The organism is Atribacterota bacterium, from assembly GCA_028717805.1.
Lineage (GTDB): Bacteria > Atribacterota > Phoenicimicrobiia > Phoenicimicrobiales > Stramentimicrobiaceae > Stramentimicrobium.
In genome coordinates, this window is sequence record JAQUNC010000007.1 from 34916 (window position 1) to 49237 (window position 14322).

General features: G+C 36.1%; 15 protein-coding genes and 1 pseudogene. 2 read left to right on the plus strand and 14 right to left on the minus strand.

Going from position 1 to position 14322, the window contains the following annotated elements:
• Position 1 precedes the first annotated feature (1 nt).
• From PHD84_02855 to PHD84_02895, 9 genes are all read right to left on the minus strand, one after another.
• The gene (locus PHD84_02855; protein MDD5636743.1) at positions 2-709 is read right to left on the minus strand and encodes a dihydroorotate dehydrogenase electron transfer subunit; all 708 of its coding nucleotides are present in this window, start codon (positions 707-709) and stop codon (positions 2-4) included.
• Positions 697-1551, minus strand: coding sequence for an orotidine-5'-phosphate decarboxylase (gene pyrF, locus PHD84_02860; GenBank protein MDD5636744.1), 855 nt, complete (start codon positions 1549-1551; stop codon positions 697-699). Before pyrF ends, PHD84_02855 begins: the two co-directional genes overlap by 13 nt.
• Positions 1552-1813: 262 nt before the next feature.
• On the minus strand, positions 1814-2914 hold the full coding sequence (locus tag PHD84_02865; protein MDD5636745.1) for a nitronate monooxygenase: 1101 nt from the start codon (positions 2912-2914) through the stop codon (positions 1814-1816).
• Positions 2915-2943: 29 nt separating this feature from the next.
• Positions 2944-3402, minus strand: coding sequence for a 3-hydroxyacyl-ACP dehydratase FabZ (gene fabZ, locus PHD84_02870; protein MDD5636746.1), 459 nt, complete (start codon positions 3400-3402; stop codon positions 2944-2946).
• Complete coding sequence (fabF, locus tag PHD84_02875; protein ID MDD5636747.1) at positions 3390-4628, minus strand: beta-ketoacyl-ACP synthase II; 1239 nt, start codon at positions 4626-4628, stop codon at positions 3390-3392. The genes fabZ and fabF overlap by 13 nt, the downstream gene beginning before the upstream one ends.
• A gap of 14 nt (positions 4629-4642) precedes the next feature.
• Positions 4643-5392, minus strand: coding sequence for a 3-oxoacyl-[acyl-carrier-protein] reductase (gene fabG / locus PHD84_02880; protein ID MDD5636748.1), 750 nt, complete (start codon positions 5390-5392; stop codon positions 4643-4645).
• A complete protein-coding gene (gene fabD, locus PHD84_02885; protein MDD5636749.1) occupies positions 5377-6330 on the minus strand; it encodes an ACP S-malonyltransferase in 954 nt (317 codons plus the stop codon). Before fabD ends, fabG begins: the two co-directional genes overlap by 16 nt.
• Positions 6331-6347: 17 nt before the next feature.
• Positions 6348-7307: an enoyl-[acyl-carrier-protein] reductase FabK gene (fabK, locus tag PHD84_02890; GenBank protein MDD5636750.1), complete on the minus strand. Its 960-nt coding sequence runs from the start codon at positions 7305-7307 to the stop codon at positions 6348-6350.
• Between the two features lie 12 nt (positions 7308-7319).
• Positions 7320-8303, minus strand: coding sequence for a ketoacyl-ACP synthase III (locus PHD84_02895; protein ID MDD5636751.1), 984 nt, complete (start codon positions 8301-8303; stop codon positions 7320-7322).
• 250 nt (positions 8304-8553) lie between these two features.
• On the opposite strand from PHD84_02895, the gene PHD84_02900 reads away from it, so the two are divergent.
• On the plus strand, positions 8554-9459 hold the full coding sequence (locus PHD84_02900) for a dihydrodipicolinate synthase family protein (protein MDD5636752.1): 906 nt from the start codon (positions 8554-8556) through the stop codon (positions 9457-9459).
• Here PHD84_02900 and PHD84_02905 read toward each other — a convergent pair.
• The 5 genes and pseudogenes from PHD84_02905 to deoD all read right to left on the minus strand — a co-directional run bounded on the left by PHD84_02905 (position 9449) and on the right by deoD (position 12735).
• Positions 9449-10111 carry a phenylalanine--tRNA ligase beta subunit-related protein gene (locus PHD84_02905; protein ID MDD5636753.1) on the minus strand — a complete coding sequence of 221 codons (663 nt, stop codon included), beginning with the start codon at positions 10109-10111 and terminating at the stop codon, positions 9449-9451. The genes PHD84_02900 and PHD84_02905 overlap by 11 nt on opposite strands.
• Positions 10112-10231: 120 nt before the next feature.
• Positions 10232-11077, minus strand: a complete 846-nt coding sequence (gene speE / locus PHD84_02910; GenBank protein ID MDD5636754.1) for a polyamine aminopropyltransferase — start codon at positions 11075-11077, stop codon at positions 10232-10234.
• Between the two features lie 5 nt (positions 11078-11082).
• Positions 11083-11427: pseudogene (locus tag PHD84_02915) on the minus strand (S-adenosylmethionine decarboxylase).
• 49 nt (positions 11428-11476) lie between these two features.
• Positions 11477-11875 carry an adenosylmethionine decarboxylase gene (gene speD / locus PHD84_02920; protein MDD5636755.1) on the minus strand — a complete coding sequence of 133 codons (399 nt, stop codon included), beginning with the start codon at positions 11873-11875 and terminating at the stop codon, positions 11477-11479.
• A 146-nt stretch (positions 11876-12021) separates the two neighbouring features.
• Positions 12022-12735, minus strand: a complete 714-nt coding sequence (deoD, locus tag PHD84_02925; GenBank protein MDD5636756.1) for a purine-nucleoside phosphorylase — start codon at positions 12733-12735, stop codon at positions 12022-12024.
• Between the two features lie 403 nt (positions 12736-13138).
• Here deoD and PHD84_02930 point away from each other — a divergent pair, with 403 nt between their 5' ends.
• Positions 13139-14110 carry a zinc metalloprotease HtpX gene (locus PHD84_02930; GenBank protein MDD5636757.1) on the plus strand — a complete coding sequence of 324 codons (972 nt, stop codon included), beginning with the start codon at positions 13139-13141 and terminating at the stop codon, positions 14108-14110.
• Positions 14111-14322 lie beyond the last annotated feature (212 nt).

The following is a 14322-nucleotide window of genomic DNA, read 5'->3' on the forward strand; positions in this document are numbered from 1 at the left end:
ATTATTCAAAGCAAATATCCTCCCCAGGAAATACAGGGCCATCCTTACAGGTTAATTTATTTCCTTCTCTGGTCTTACAGGAGCAGGACAGGCAAGCACCTAAACCACATCCCATTCTTCTTTCTAAAGATATAAATATTTTGGTTTTTTCTGACCTTTTCTGGCGCACAATTGCCTTCATCATATCTTCCGGTCCACAGGCAAATATATAATCATAACTGTTAATATTTACTTTTTGAGAAATAAATCCACCTATATCAATAATCAATTTATGAGACACCTTTTCAAATAAATCTACTAAAATTGCTCTTTCTTTGAAACCTAAATAAATATGAACCATCTCTATTGAACTCTGAACTTTTAGTTCTCGGGCAGTAAAATAAAGTGAAGCTAAGCCCATTCCTCCTCCAATTAAGGCCACCTTCCCTTTTGCTTGAGGAAACCCCCTCCCATAAGGACCAAAAAGTTCTATATTGTCGTTTTCTTTTAATTTGCTTAATAGATTACTGCCCTCTCCCACTGTCTTATAGATAAAACTTATTGATTTATTATCAAGATCGAAGATACTAAAAGGCCTGCCAAGAACAGGGTGATAGGAATTCCAACCTCTAAGCATATAAAATTGCCCCACAGAACCCTTATATTTTCCAGCAATTTTTAGATAGTAGATATCGCTATCTATTTGGTCATTAAGAATTATCTTTGCCATTTAAAAATATCTTCTTTCATTTTTTGTACCTTTTCTCTGGCACATTCAGCAAAATTATCTTTTTCTTTTATGCCTTTATGAGCGCCAATAATATCCCGGGAAGAATTAATAATGAATCTCTTTTTCTTCTGTAGTAATGGTGTAAGATTAATTGATTTTCCCCCTTGCATTCCATACCCTGGAATAAGAAAAAAAGAATTGGGACAGCTTTCCCATATTTTGCGCATATCCTCTGGAAAAGTAAGTCCGGCAACACCACCGATAAGGCTGAGACCACTGGAACCCATAAAGGATTCTCCCCATTCATTGACCTTTTGGGCAATCTTAATATAAAGTGGTTGTCCTCCTACCATTAATTCTTGAAAATCACGTGAGCTTTCATTTGAGGTATGAATCAATATAAAAATTCCTTTTTTTCCCGTTTCTAAATATTTAAAATAGGGGCTAATACTATCTTTCCCTAAAAAGGGATTCATAGTTATAAAATCTACCTCAAAATCTCCCGAAAAATGGGCTTTAGCATAAAATTCTGCAGTAATCTGAATATCACCTCTTTTTATATCCCCAATGACTATTTTGCCTTGTTCCCTTATATATCGTACGGTACGACTATATGCTTTTAATCCTTCAATACCTAAAGCCTCATAACAAGCTATCTGTAGTTTATAACAGGCTACAATATCTTTAGTTGCTTCTATAATATGGCGATTATAAAGAAATATCTTTTCTTCCAGACTGATCAAAGAATGTATTAGATATTCTGGCAATAAATGATATCTAAAATCTAATCCAACACATATTGGACTTCTCAAGGCTTCCTCATAAAGTTTGTCAATAATCATCTTACTAACCTTCCTTTAATTTATAATCAAATATAAAAAAATCTTCCCCAATGAAATGGGGAAGATTCTCATTAACTTCCTTTTTTATTCTTATTAGGTATAAAAATGCTCTGGTTAAAGTGCTCACAGTTGCTTATTACCTTTCTAGTCTCTCAGGACTAAATTAAAGATACTTTATCAACTGGATATTACCATTTACTATCTTTCATGTCAAATAAAATTATTCAAGCAATTTTCCTCCGATTGTTATTTATTCTCCAATTCAATGCATTGACGCCAGTAAATATTCATTTTTCAAAATAGCTATTAATTCATTGACTGTTATAATTTCTTGAATTCGGAAAGCATTTGTACCAGCAAAGGCAAACCCATTATTAAAATCTCCTTTTTGAGCATGAGTAAGGGCGGAAGCAATACAATAAGGTGCGTTCTTAAAATCACAGGTTTTTAGACATTTCCAATTACATTTAAAAGGCTGCTTATTCCCTTTAGAAACATCCTCTAAAAACTTATTTTTAATTGCCCTTCCTGGCAATCCTACTGGACTATCGATAATTACCAGATCATCTTTTTTAGAATTAATATAAGACTGCTTAAACCGCTTGGAAGCATCACATTCTTCTGTGGCTACAAAACGGGTTGCCATTTGTACTCCATGTGCTCCTAACTGTAAAAAATGAAAAATATCCTTACCGGTATAGATACCACCAGCGGTAATGACAGGAACTTTCTTTTGATATTTTTCTTCAAATGACTTTAAGGTAGAAATAGTCTCAGGTAGTATTTTTTCCAGTGTAAAATCAGGGTTATCAATCTGTTCTCTCTTAAAACCAAGATGACCTCCTGCTAACGGTCCCTCTACAACAACTGCATCAGGTATATGATTATAACTTTTTTGCCAATGCTGGAAGATTAGTTTTACTGCTCTGGCAGAAGAAATGATAGGAATAGCTTTGGGCTTTTTTTCTCCAGGATAGCGGGGAATCAACTTTTCCATGCCTTTTAAAGGCAATCCAGCACCCAGTAATACTATATCCACTTTTTCTTTAAGAGCTATATTTAACATCTCCACAAAATCAGAAAGTGCTACCATAATATTTACACCGATAACTCCATGGGAATTTTTTCTTGCTTTCCTAATTTCCTTTTGCAATGCCCTCTGATTGGCTTTCTTATAATTGGTGTCAAAATCAGGTTCCATCATACCAATCCCGGCTGTGCCTATGACTCCAACTCCACCTGCATTGGCAACAGCAGAAGCTAAACCTGATAATGAAATACCTACTGCCATACCACCCTGAATTATAGGAATATTTATCGTCAAATCACCAATTCTTAACTCAGGCATTGCTTGTAGTTTCATAATTTGTCTTTTCAATCTTCCTTTATGTTCTATTTATGCTCCAGGGCAAAAAGAAGTTCCGCCTTAACAGCAATCTGGCCATCCACAGTAGCAGTACCCCTACCTAGCCCAAAAAGCCCTTTTCTTCTTATTATTTCCACTTCCAATCTTAAGCAATCACCTGGAATTACTTTCCTCTTAAACACAGCTTTGTTAATTCCTCCAAAATAAACCAGTTTCCCCCTGTTCTCTTTCTGTACTAAAATAGCTACTGCTCCTACCTGGGCCAAGGATTCAACCACCAGTACCCCTGGCATAACCATTTCCTGCGGAAAATGTCCCTGAAAAAAGGATTCGTTTGCAGTAACATTTTTATAGCCCACTGCCCTTTCTCCTGACACAATTTCATCGATACGATCTATCAGAAGAAAGGGATAGCGATGGGGGATAATTTTCTTAATATCATCGATTTTTAACAATTTAAATTTACTCCTTACTAAGATTGCCATTTTTTAAATAAAAGGCTGACATTATGTCCTCCAAAACCAAAAGAATTGGATAGTGAGTAGGCCAATTCTTTTTCTCCACCCTGTTTGGGAACATAATCCAGATCACAATCCGGATCTGGCTGTTCCAGACCAATAGTAGGAGGAATAAAACTATCCTGCATGGCTTTTATACAGATAATGGCTTCCACTGCACCGGCTGCTCCCAGCATATGAGCAGTCATGGACTTAGTAGAACTGATAGGTATGGTGTAAGCACTATCGGCAAAAACACTTTTTATGGCCTTTGTTTCACAAAGGTCATTATACGGAGTACTGGTGCCATGAGCATTTATATATGATACCTCAGAAGGATCTATCCCTCCTTCCTTCACTGCTTTATGCATAGCTAAAGCTCCCCCTTCTCCTTCCGGATCGGGAGCAGTAATATGATAGGCATCGCAGGTTACTCCACAACCAATTAGCTCTGCATATATTTTTGCTCCTCTTTGCTGAGCATTTTCTAAAGACTCCATTACTATGACTCCTGCACCTTCTCCCATAACAAATCCGCTTCTTTCTGCATCAAAAGGAATGGAAGCTCGCTTTGGTTCATTATGGGAATATAAAGCTCCCATAGAAGTAAATCCGGCTAAAGCCAAAGGTGTAATAGCAGCTTCGGTTCCTCCACTTAAAATAACCGGAGCAATACCCTGTTGTAACAAACGAAAGGCATAATGAATCGCTGAAGCACCTGAAGCACAAGCACTTACTACACTTTCACATACCCCTCTTAATCCATATTTAATTGCTATACTGGCAGAGGCCATATTGGAAATCGCCATGGGAATAAAGAGAGGTGATACTTTTTTGGGACCATTCCTAATAATTTTTTCATTTTCCTTTTCCATGGTAGAAAAGCCACCGATTCCAGTTCCTATAATCACTCCCCAATCATTTTCAGAATTACTATTAATTTCTAAATTGGCATCCCTTATTGCTTCATCTGTTGCTATCATGGCCATCTGGGCATAACGATCCATTCTTTTAGCCTCTTTGTAATCCAAGATGTTCTGTTCCTCTATTTCCTTTACCTCAGCTGCAATCTTAACCTTAAAATCAGAAGTATCAAAAGACTTGATAAAATCAATACCGCAGGTACCTTTTTTAATATTATTCCAGAATGTTGGTACATCATTTCCAATAGGTGCCACGGCACCCATTCCAGTAATTACCACTCTATGTCTCATTCTTTGCACCACCTTTATATTTCCATACCGCCATCAACCCGAAAGACCTGACCAGTTATATAATTTGCTTCATCAGAAATCAGAAAAAGTGCCATATGGGCTACCTCCTCAGGTAATCCAAGTCTGCCCATAGGTATGTAAGATAATATTTTCTCTTTCTGCTCCGAGGAAAGCCGATCAGTCATATCGGTCCTAATAAATCCCGGAGCAATGGCGTTAACTGTAATATTTCTGGTAGCTAATTCCTTGGCTACCGATTTTGTAAATCCAATAACACCTGCTTTAGATGCAGCATAATTTGCTTGCCCAATATTTCCACCGATTCCCACCACTGAAGATATATTTACAATTCTACCCTGTCGCGCCTTTATCATAATCTTACTGGCATATTTAGTACAATAAAAGGTCCCCAGAAGATTAACAGCAATAACACTATTAAATTCTTCCTCCTTCATTCTTATCAACAGATTGTCTCTGGTAATCCCGGCATTATTTACTAAAATATCCAAGCTCTGAAAGTGTTCCAGGGAAGATTGAATTACCTTTTGAGCATCAGCAGGGCAGCTAACATCTCCTTGAATGGTTACACATTTGCTACCCCAAGAATTTATCTCCAGAGATAAAGATCGGGCTGCCTCTTCATTCTTATTATAGTTAACAATTAAATTAACACCGGATTGAGATAGTCTTAAAGCAATAGCCTTTCCAATCCCTCTAGCCCCCCCTGTTATCACAGCAGTTTTGCCTTTTAAACCTGTTGACATAAATTATCCTCCAGTATTCTCAAGGTATTATTCAAGGATTTCAAATCTTCTACATTACTGACCATTATATTTCTATCAATTTTTTTCAAGAAACCGCTCAATACCTTACCCGGACCAATTTCAATGAAGGTATCTACACCTTCCTGCAACATCTTTATAATGCATTTTGTCCAGAGAATGGGATACATTACCTGTTTTCTTAAAAATTCTCTAATCATTTCTTTTTTCTCAATATAGTCAGCAATAACATTGCTGATAACAGGGATTTGAATTTCTTTCACCTCTACTTGCTCAAGTTCATGGGCTAATTTTTCTGAGGCCGGGCGAAGCATGGAAGTATGAAAAGGAGCACTGACCTGTAAGGGCATAACTCTTTTAGCACCTTCTTTTTTTGCTATTACTCCAGCTACATCGACCGCTTTGCATTCACCACCAATTACCACCTGTCCCGGGTAATTATAGTTGGCTGGCTCTACAATCCCCTCCGAACTTGCTTCTAGACATATTCTTTCCACTGTTTCATCTGCCAGACCTAAAACAGCCAGCATCTTGCCAACTCCTAATGGTACTGCTTCCTGCATAAATTTGCCTCTTTTCCGAACCAGCTGTACTGCAGTAGTAAAATCCAGGACCTCTGCACAAACTAAAGAAGAATATTCCCCTAAACTTAAACCAGCAGTAACATCTGGCTGAAATCCTCTTTCCTGTAATATTTTCCAGGCAGCAATGCTGGCAGTTAAAATTGCCGGTTGGGTATTTTCAGTCTGATTTAATTCTTGGGCAGCGCCTTCAAAGCAGAGTTTTGTCATATCCAAGTCAAGGGCTTCTTCAGCAATTTTATATATTTTTCGACAGGAAGAAAAATTTTCAAAAAGTTCCTTACCCATACCAACATATTGAGCACCCTGTCCCGAAAATAAAAAGGCAATTTTCCCCATTTTTTATCACCCCTTTATCATAGAGTCTTATTTTCACTTAAATAAAGGGCTTCCCCTGTAATCACCTGTTCAGCCTGTTGAAAAATTTCGGCAATGATTTCCCGACAACTCTGTTCCTTTTGCACTAAACCAGCAATCTGACCAGCCATAATGGAACCCATTTCCATATCACCTTCCCGTACTGCTCTATAAAGTGAACCTTGACCTAATTCTTCATATTCTTCTGGTGAGGCATTTTTTTTCTCCAATCTTTGAAATTCTCGTGCTAGTTGATTCTTTATTACTCTAACCGGGTGGCCGGTAGCTCTGCCAGTTACCATAGTACTGGTATCTTTAGCATGCAAAATTTTTTCTTTATATGCTCTGGAAATATTGCATTCATGTGCCACTAAAAATCGGGTTCCAATTTGTACACCTAAAGCCCCCAGCATCAGAGCAGCAGCCAGGCCACGTCCATCTCCAATTCCTCCGGCAGCAATTACTGGAATACGAACTGCATCTACCACCTGAGGAATAAGAGCCATAGTAGATAATTCGCCGATATGCCCTCCTGCTTCCCCTCCCTCTGCTATAACTGCATCTGCTCCCATATTTTCCATTCTACGGGCGATGGATACTGATGGAATAACAGGGATTACTTTTATTCCACAACTCTTCCAGGAAGAAATATATTTTCCAGGACTACCAGCACCAGTTATAATAACTTCCACACCCTCCTCTATAGCCACTTTCCCTACCATTTCTGCTTCTGGATTCAAAAGCATAATATTTAAGGCAAATGGCTTTTTGGTTAATAACCTGGTTTTTCTGATTTCTTTTCTTATCCAGTCTTCTGAAGCATAACCAGAAGCAATTACACCCAATCCTCCGGCATTGGAAACTGCAGAAGCTAAAACTGCATCAGCTATCCAGGCCATGCCTCCCTGTATTATAGGATAATCAATATTAAGAAGTTCATTAATAACTGTGTGTATCATTTTTCATTCCCCTTATCTAGTCCAATTGAACAGAATTGAGCCCCAGGTTAATCCTCCACCAAAACCGACCATAATAATACGATGGCCATCCTGAATTATCCCTTTAGCTATCATCTCATCTAAAGCTAAAGGGATGCTAGCTGCAGAAGTATTACCAAAATGGTCCATGTTTTTATAAAATTTTCCTGGTGATGCTTTGATTTTTTTAGCAACATAGTCAATAATACGATAATTCGCCTGATGTGGAATAATATAATCAATTTCATCAATTGATAGTTTGTTTTGACTTAAAACTTTCTCAATACTTTTTAACATAATATTAGTAGCAAATTTAAAAATTTCTTTTCCATTCATATAAATATAGGAATGATTTTCTGAAATTAAATCATTGGTAAAAAATGGATTCTTTAAAGATATTGCCGGCACTTTCAATAATCCTTCTAAATCACCACGTGAACCGGTGTATGTACATATAATTCCCTCTCTACTACTTCTTTTTAATATAACTGCTCCTGCTCCATCTCCAAATAAAACACAGGTGTTTCGATCATGCCAATCCAGTACTTTAGATAATATTTCAGCACCAATTACCAGAGCGCATTGACTCTTACCGGTTTTGATAAACTGGTCAGCAATCTGAATCCCATAAATAAATCCAGTACAGCCGGCAGAAATATCAAAACTGGTAATATCTCTGAGCCCTAACTCTCCTTGAACAAGATTAGCAGTGGAAGGAGTAAAAAAATCAGGGGTAATAGTTGCTAAAATTACCAGATCAATTTCCTTGATATCAATCTCGGCATGCTTTATGGCTTTAATAGCTGCTTTTACCGCCATATGATTGGTTTTCTCGCCAGTAGAAATCCTGCGTTCCACAATGCCCGTCCTAGTAGTAATCCATTGATCAGTGGTAGCAACAATGCCTTCTAAATCTTCATTACTGACAATCTTTTCCGGTACATATCCTCCCACTCCCACAATTTCACTGCAATACATCTCTATTCCCCTGGTTATTTTCTTAATTTAGGTATAGATAGAAATTTCTTTTAGTATTTTAGTAACTACATATAATAGTTTATATTAATACTATATACTAATAGTAAGTATATATTCACTTCAAACTCCTGTCAATATCTATAAGCAAGATTCTTAGTGAATAAGTTTACTAAAACCAAATTTTCTCTTATAATTAATTAGCAGATTTTCCAACAATAATTTTTTATTAATTAATCAGGAGGTGTTTATTTTGACCAATATAAACTTATCTGGTATCTTCCCACCCATTGTTACCCCTTTCCAAAAAGAAGAGATAGCTTATAATTATTTAATGGAAAATGTTGAAAAGTGGAATAATAGTGGTATTAAAGGTTTTGTAGTATTGGGTTCCAATGGAGAAAATGTTTTCCTTTCCGAAGAGGAAAAAATTAAAGTAGCAAAAACTGTAATTGAAAATGCGGCTAAAGATATGGTTATTATAGTGGGTTCTGGTTGTGAATCAGCTCGAGAAACTATTTACCTTACCAACAAATTAGCTGGATTAGGAGCTCATGCTGCTCTGGTTGTCACACCCTTCTATTATGGCAGTAAAATGAATGATGAGGCACTAATAAAATACTATTCCATGGTAGCTGATAAAACGGAAATACCTATCTTGCTATACAATGTGCCAAAATTTACCGGTGTTAACCTGAGCATAGAAGCCTTAGCCTTGCTTTCCAAACACCCCAATATAATTGGTATTAAAGATAGCAGTGGAAATGTCAATCAGCTGGGTCGATATCTTAATAAAGTTAATAATAATTTCAGTATCTTAGTCGGTACCGCAGGAGCATTATTGGGGGCACTGATTCTGGGATGCAAAGGAGGTATTCTCGCCTTGGCTAACATTGCTCCGGAAAAGTGTGTAGAAATTTATCAATTAGTACAGGATGGTAAATTAATGGAAGCAAAAGAGCTTCAGCTACGTATGATACCCGTAAATCATGCCACTACTACCATTTATGGCATAAGCGGTCTTAAATATGCAATGGATTTATTAGGTTATAAAGGTGGTGTGACCAGGTTACCGCTTTTACCGCTTAAGAATGAGGAAAAAGAGAAAATTAGAAATATCTTATTAGAAGCTGGTTTAAAAATAATTCCTATACAATAATTGAGTATTTAGAGTTTTTCGCACCAGCGTACTCTTGTAAGCAGAATAGTGTCTTTTCCAGTGAATTCTGTAAAGGGCCTGTTCCTTTAAAATCAATGATAACAATCACTATTTCTCTGGTTTTGGCGGTAATCATTGACCTCTCTGAATCACTGGTAGGACTACCGAAGGCACCCCGAGAATCTCTGAAAACCGGTAAATGAGCAATATTCATCATTCCTCTTCCAATGGCTTGATAGTTTTCCTTTTCCTTACCTATATCAAAGACAATTGGTTCTGTTAATTTATTGTAATCATAGCATCCTATAGAAAAATAGAATAAAAGAGAGATTAAATTGATAATATCAACCGCGTTGTTAATCTGATATAGTTCTTTTCCTTGAATAACTCGCCGTAGCAAAGCCTCAGCAGAACAACGATATCGTGCTGGTTCTTTTCCCAGGGCAAGATAAGCATCCCGAGTATGTCTTATGACAGAAAGTTCAGCTATTTGATTCTGGCTTAGAGAATTTTTAATCTGAGAAACTGCTTGCTTAATCTCATACCAGAGAAGTTTGTTTTTCTTTTCATATTTAATATCTGATTGAATAACTCCTAACCTTATATTAGAACAGACTTGTTTTAATTTATCGGAAATTATGATATCAACCATTATAATTAATCCAAACTAAAAAATTAAATCACTATTAATAGAGGGAAAGAAAATAAATTGTAGATCAGTCTGGTTATTTTCCCCATCAATAGATCGGTTCTAGCTACAATGCCGTATAAATTAAAAAATATTTCTGGTAAAAGCAGGGAGCACAAAGGCAGCTTTATGAATATCAGTATGGTAATATTTTAATTCTGGTAATCCTTCCACCCGTTCTGCTATAAAATCCTTAATGGGATGATACTTTTTAGAACAAAAACTGAATCCAATCATACCACTGGGATAGGTAGGCACCATAGTGTAGTAATATGCAGCAATGGGAAATATTTTTTTCATAAATCTAAAATTATTCTGGATAAAACTAGTGTGCCAAAAGATTGATTCCATCTGGCTCACGGCAATCCCATCCTTTTTTAAAGAATAAAATATAGATTGATAAAATTTTTTGGTGAATAGAGTAGTACCAGGTCCGATAGGATCTGTAGAATCAACAATAATTACATCATATTGATTTTTTTTAGTAGTTAAAAATTGGGCTCCGTCTTGAAAATAGAGATGTACTTTATCATGATTAAAACTTTTTGCCAAACTTGGAAAGTGTCTCTGGCAGACCTCAATAACTTGCTTGTCAATCTCACAAACGTCCACTCTATTAACTTGAGGATGTTTTATGATTTCCCGAACAGTTCCACCATCTCCTCCTCCTATCACCAATACTTTTTCTGGCTGTGCATGGGTACAGAGAGGTATATGGGCAATCATCTCATGATAGCTGGCTTCATCTGCTTCAGTAAGCATAATAATACCATCATTAACAAGAATTTTACCAAAGGCAGATGAATATAACACACAGATTTCCTGAAAGGGTGACTTTATTCTTTCCAGGACGTTATCAACTTTTATCTGTAGATAACGTCCATTTTCTTTTCCGTATTGCTCTCCAAACCATAATTCAATCTGACTCAAGGCAATTACTTCCTCAGAATATAGTGAATTTTCATATCTTTTGCCTGAAAGAATTTTTGGGTAAAATCGGCAGCAACCTGAGGATCATAATATTTGCAGCTAAATATGTCAATATAGGCAGCATTGGTTAGATTGGTAAAATGACCGGAAATTAAAGATGTCTCAATGAGTTGGGTCATAGAAAAACCTGCTACCCTTTCATCTTCCCCAAAATCTACTACCTGAGTATCCCCAAATTTCTTCATCTCGATTAAGTGGCATAATTCATCTACATAACGTCTTATTGCTTCTGCATCCCGAATCAAGGCAGGATTGCAGTGATGTAAATCAATACTGGTAAGTAAGCCCCACATATTTTCCTTTAAAAATATTTCTTTCGAATCCTTAATCTTTTCCATTTTAACATACCCCTACCTTAGAAGATGATTTTTTATCTATCTTTAATGGAAATTGGATGTTACCTCTTTTCATTTCTGTAACTGATAACATTTTTACGTCCAGCTCTTTCTCGATATAGTCCAATGCTTTCTGGCTATTTATAGTTTCTCCACAGGTAAATATATCCAATGCGGCATAACCATATTCAGGCCAGGTATGAATCGTAAAATGAGATTCAGCTATAATAACAACACCGCTGACTCCCTGGGGTGCAAATTGATGAAAAGACGTTTTTAAAGCAGTAGCCCCGGAGATTCGAACTGCCTCTTTTAATACTCTTTCAAGTTGGTTCTGGTTGTTGAGTTTTAACGAATCACATTCATACAATTCCACTAAAAGATGATTTCCCAAATAATCCATTTTCTTTACCCTCTTTTTTCCATTAAAATTATTTAAGAAACTAACATAAAATAACAGAAAATTTTATAAAAATCAATCTTTTTTTCATAAAATTTTTATTTTACCACTAACCTGATCTGACTAATTTTCTAATCCTTCAAAATATCTTATTTTTCTTGTTCTTTTATTAAATTTAATGCTAATTCCACCATCTCATTAAAGGTCATCTCTCTATCCGTAGAGCTGGTTTCCTCCCCGGTAATCAAGCTATCACTTACCGTTAAGATAGAAAGTGCCTTTACTTTATATTTTGCTGCAATGGTATATAAGGCAGCAGTTTCCATTTCTACCGCCAATACACCATAAGATGCCCACAAAAGCCAGTAATCGGGATCATCGTGGTAGAACATATCAGTAGTGAGAATATTTCCAATCTTTACTGGCAAAGATTTCTCCTGGGCAATTAACTCAGCTTTCCTGAGAAGTTGATAACAAGCAGTGGGGGAGTAATCATTCCCATTGAAGCGGATTTTATTCAAACTGGAATCAGTGGAGGCACTCATAGCTAGGATTATATCGCGCACTTTTATATCAGGCTGCAATGAACCGCAACTACCAACCCTGATTAAATTGCGAACCTGATATTGGTTAATCAGTTCGTGGAGATAAATAGAAATAGAGGGTATACCCATGCCGGTTCCCTGTACAGAAACTAATTTCCCCTGATAACGACCAGTAAAACCATACATTCCTCTTACCTTATTGTAACAATATGATTCTGCCAGGTAATTCTCAGCGATGTATTTAGCTCGCATGGGATCGCCTGGTAATAATACAATAGGAGCGATATCACCCGCTTCCGCATTAATATGAATACTCATTATTAAATACCTCCTTAATTTTATAATATTAAAAACAAAAAAACCAGAAATTTTTTATATTATTTTAAAAATCTTGGCCTTTTTGCCATTTTCTTTTTCTCTAATCAGTCTTTTCAGTGCAAATTACTTAGCGACATTGCTCTATACTGGAACTGCAGGAGAATAACATGGAATAAAACTTTACATCTTAACCTTTATATTTAAATAAAGAGCAAGGAATCAATAAAAACAATAAAAATCAACTGAATACCATCTATTCTATAAATAATAACTTAACATGTTTTTATTACTATTTCAATTGGTTATTATTTATAATCATTTTGCTTGAGGATGTACTTATAATACATTATAATATAATAATCTTAAACATCTTAAATATTTATTAGGTAAAAGGAGATTTCTCATGAATCTGCAAATGAAAATGTGGATTTTAGTTATATTAATGTTTGCTATACTTTACGGTGTTATTGCAGGTATCGGTACTTATATGGGAGCCGGAAGTGTTGTGAGCTATATCATACTGGCTATAGGAATAACATTGTTTCAATATCTTATCGGTCCCAATATGGTTGCTTCTATGATGAAAGTAAAATGGGTAAACCCATCAGAAGAGCCTGAACTTCATCAGATGATAGAAGAAATGTCTAATAAAGCAGGTATACCTAAGCCCAAAGTCGGTATTTCACAGGTAGCAGTTCCCAATGCCTTTGCCTTTGGTAGAAGCCTTAAAGATGGTCGAGTCTGTGTAACCAGTGGAATGCAAAAACTACTAAATAAAAATGAATTGAGAGCGGTAATAGGTCATGAACTTTCTCATATCAAGCACCGGGATATGATTATTGTCACTGTATTATCAGTTATCCCTCTGATACTTTACTGGTTAGGTACACGTTTGATGTACGGAGGGACTTGGCAAGATAGAGAAAATAGAGGATCAGCTGCCCTTGTTGGCATGATTGCCTTCCTTTTATATTTTGTGTCTAATCTGTTAGTACTTTACGGTTCTAGGATTAGGGAATACTATGCTGATCAGGGGAGTGTCAGTTTAGGGAATCCTCCTCATCAGCTTGCTTCTGCTCTATATAAATTAACCTATGGCTCTGCTAAACTTAAAGGAAGTCGGATGGGAGAACAAGCACTCAACCAGGTTGAGGGTTTTCGAGCATTTTTTCTGAACGATATTGCCAAAGCTTATCAAGAGTTCAAAACCCTAAAAGAAGTTGATCAAGATCTTAGTGGCACCATTGATGCTCAGGAGTTACTTGCTTTGAGAGAAAAAAAAGTGAGCATAAATGCACCTGAAAAGATGATGGAAATCTTTACCACGCATCCTAATATGTTAAAAAGGATTAAAACTTTATCTCTTTTATCTTAAAGATAAAGATAATATGCTTCCTCTTTTCTTACTTCTCTATGTAATAACATCGGGATCTCAAAAAATTCTGATACTATTAAATATTCTTTTCTAATTAAGTACAATGTATACTAAATTAGTTTTAACATCAGGGTAGGGGGAACATGAGCAGAAATTGCTCAATCTGAATTTCTAATGCATATCCTATCAATTAAAAATATCTATGCTTTAAT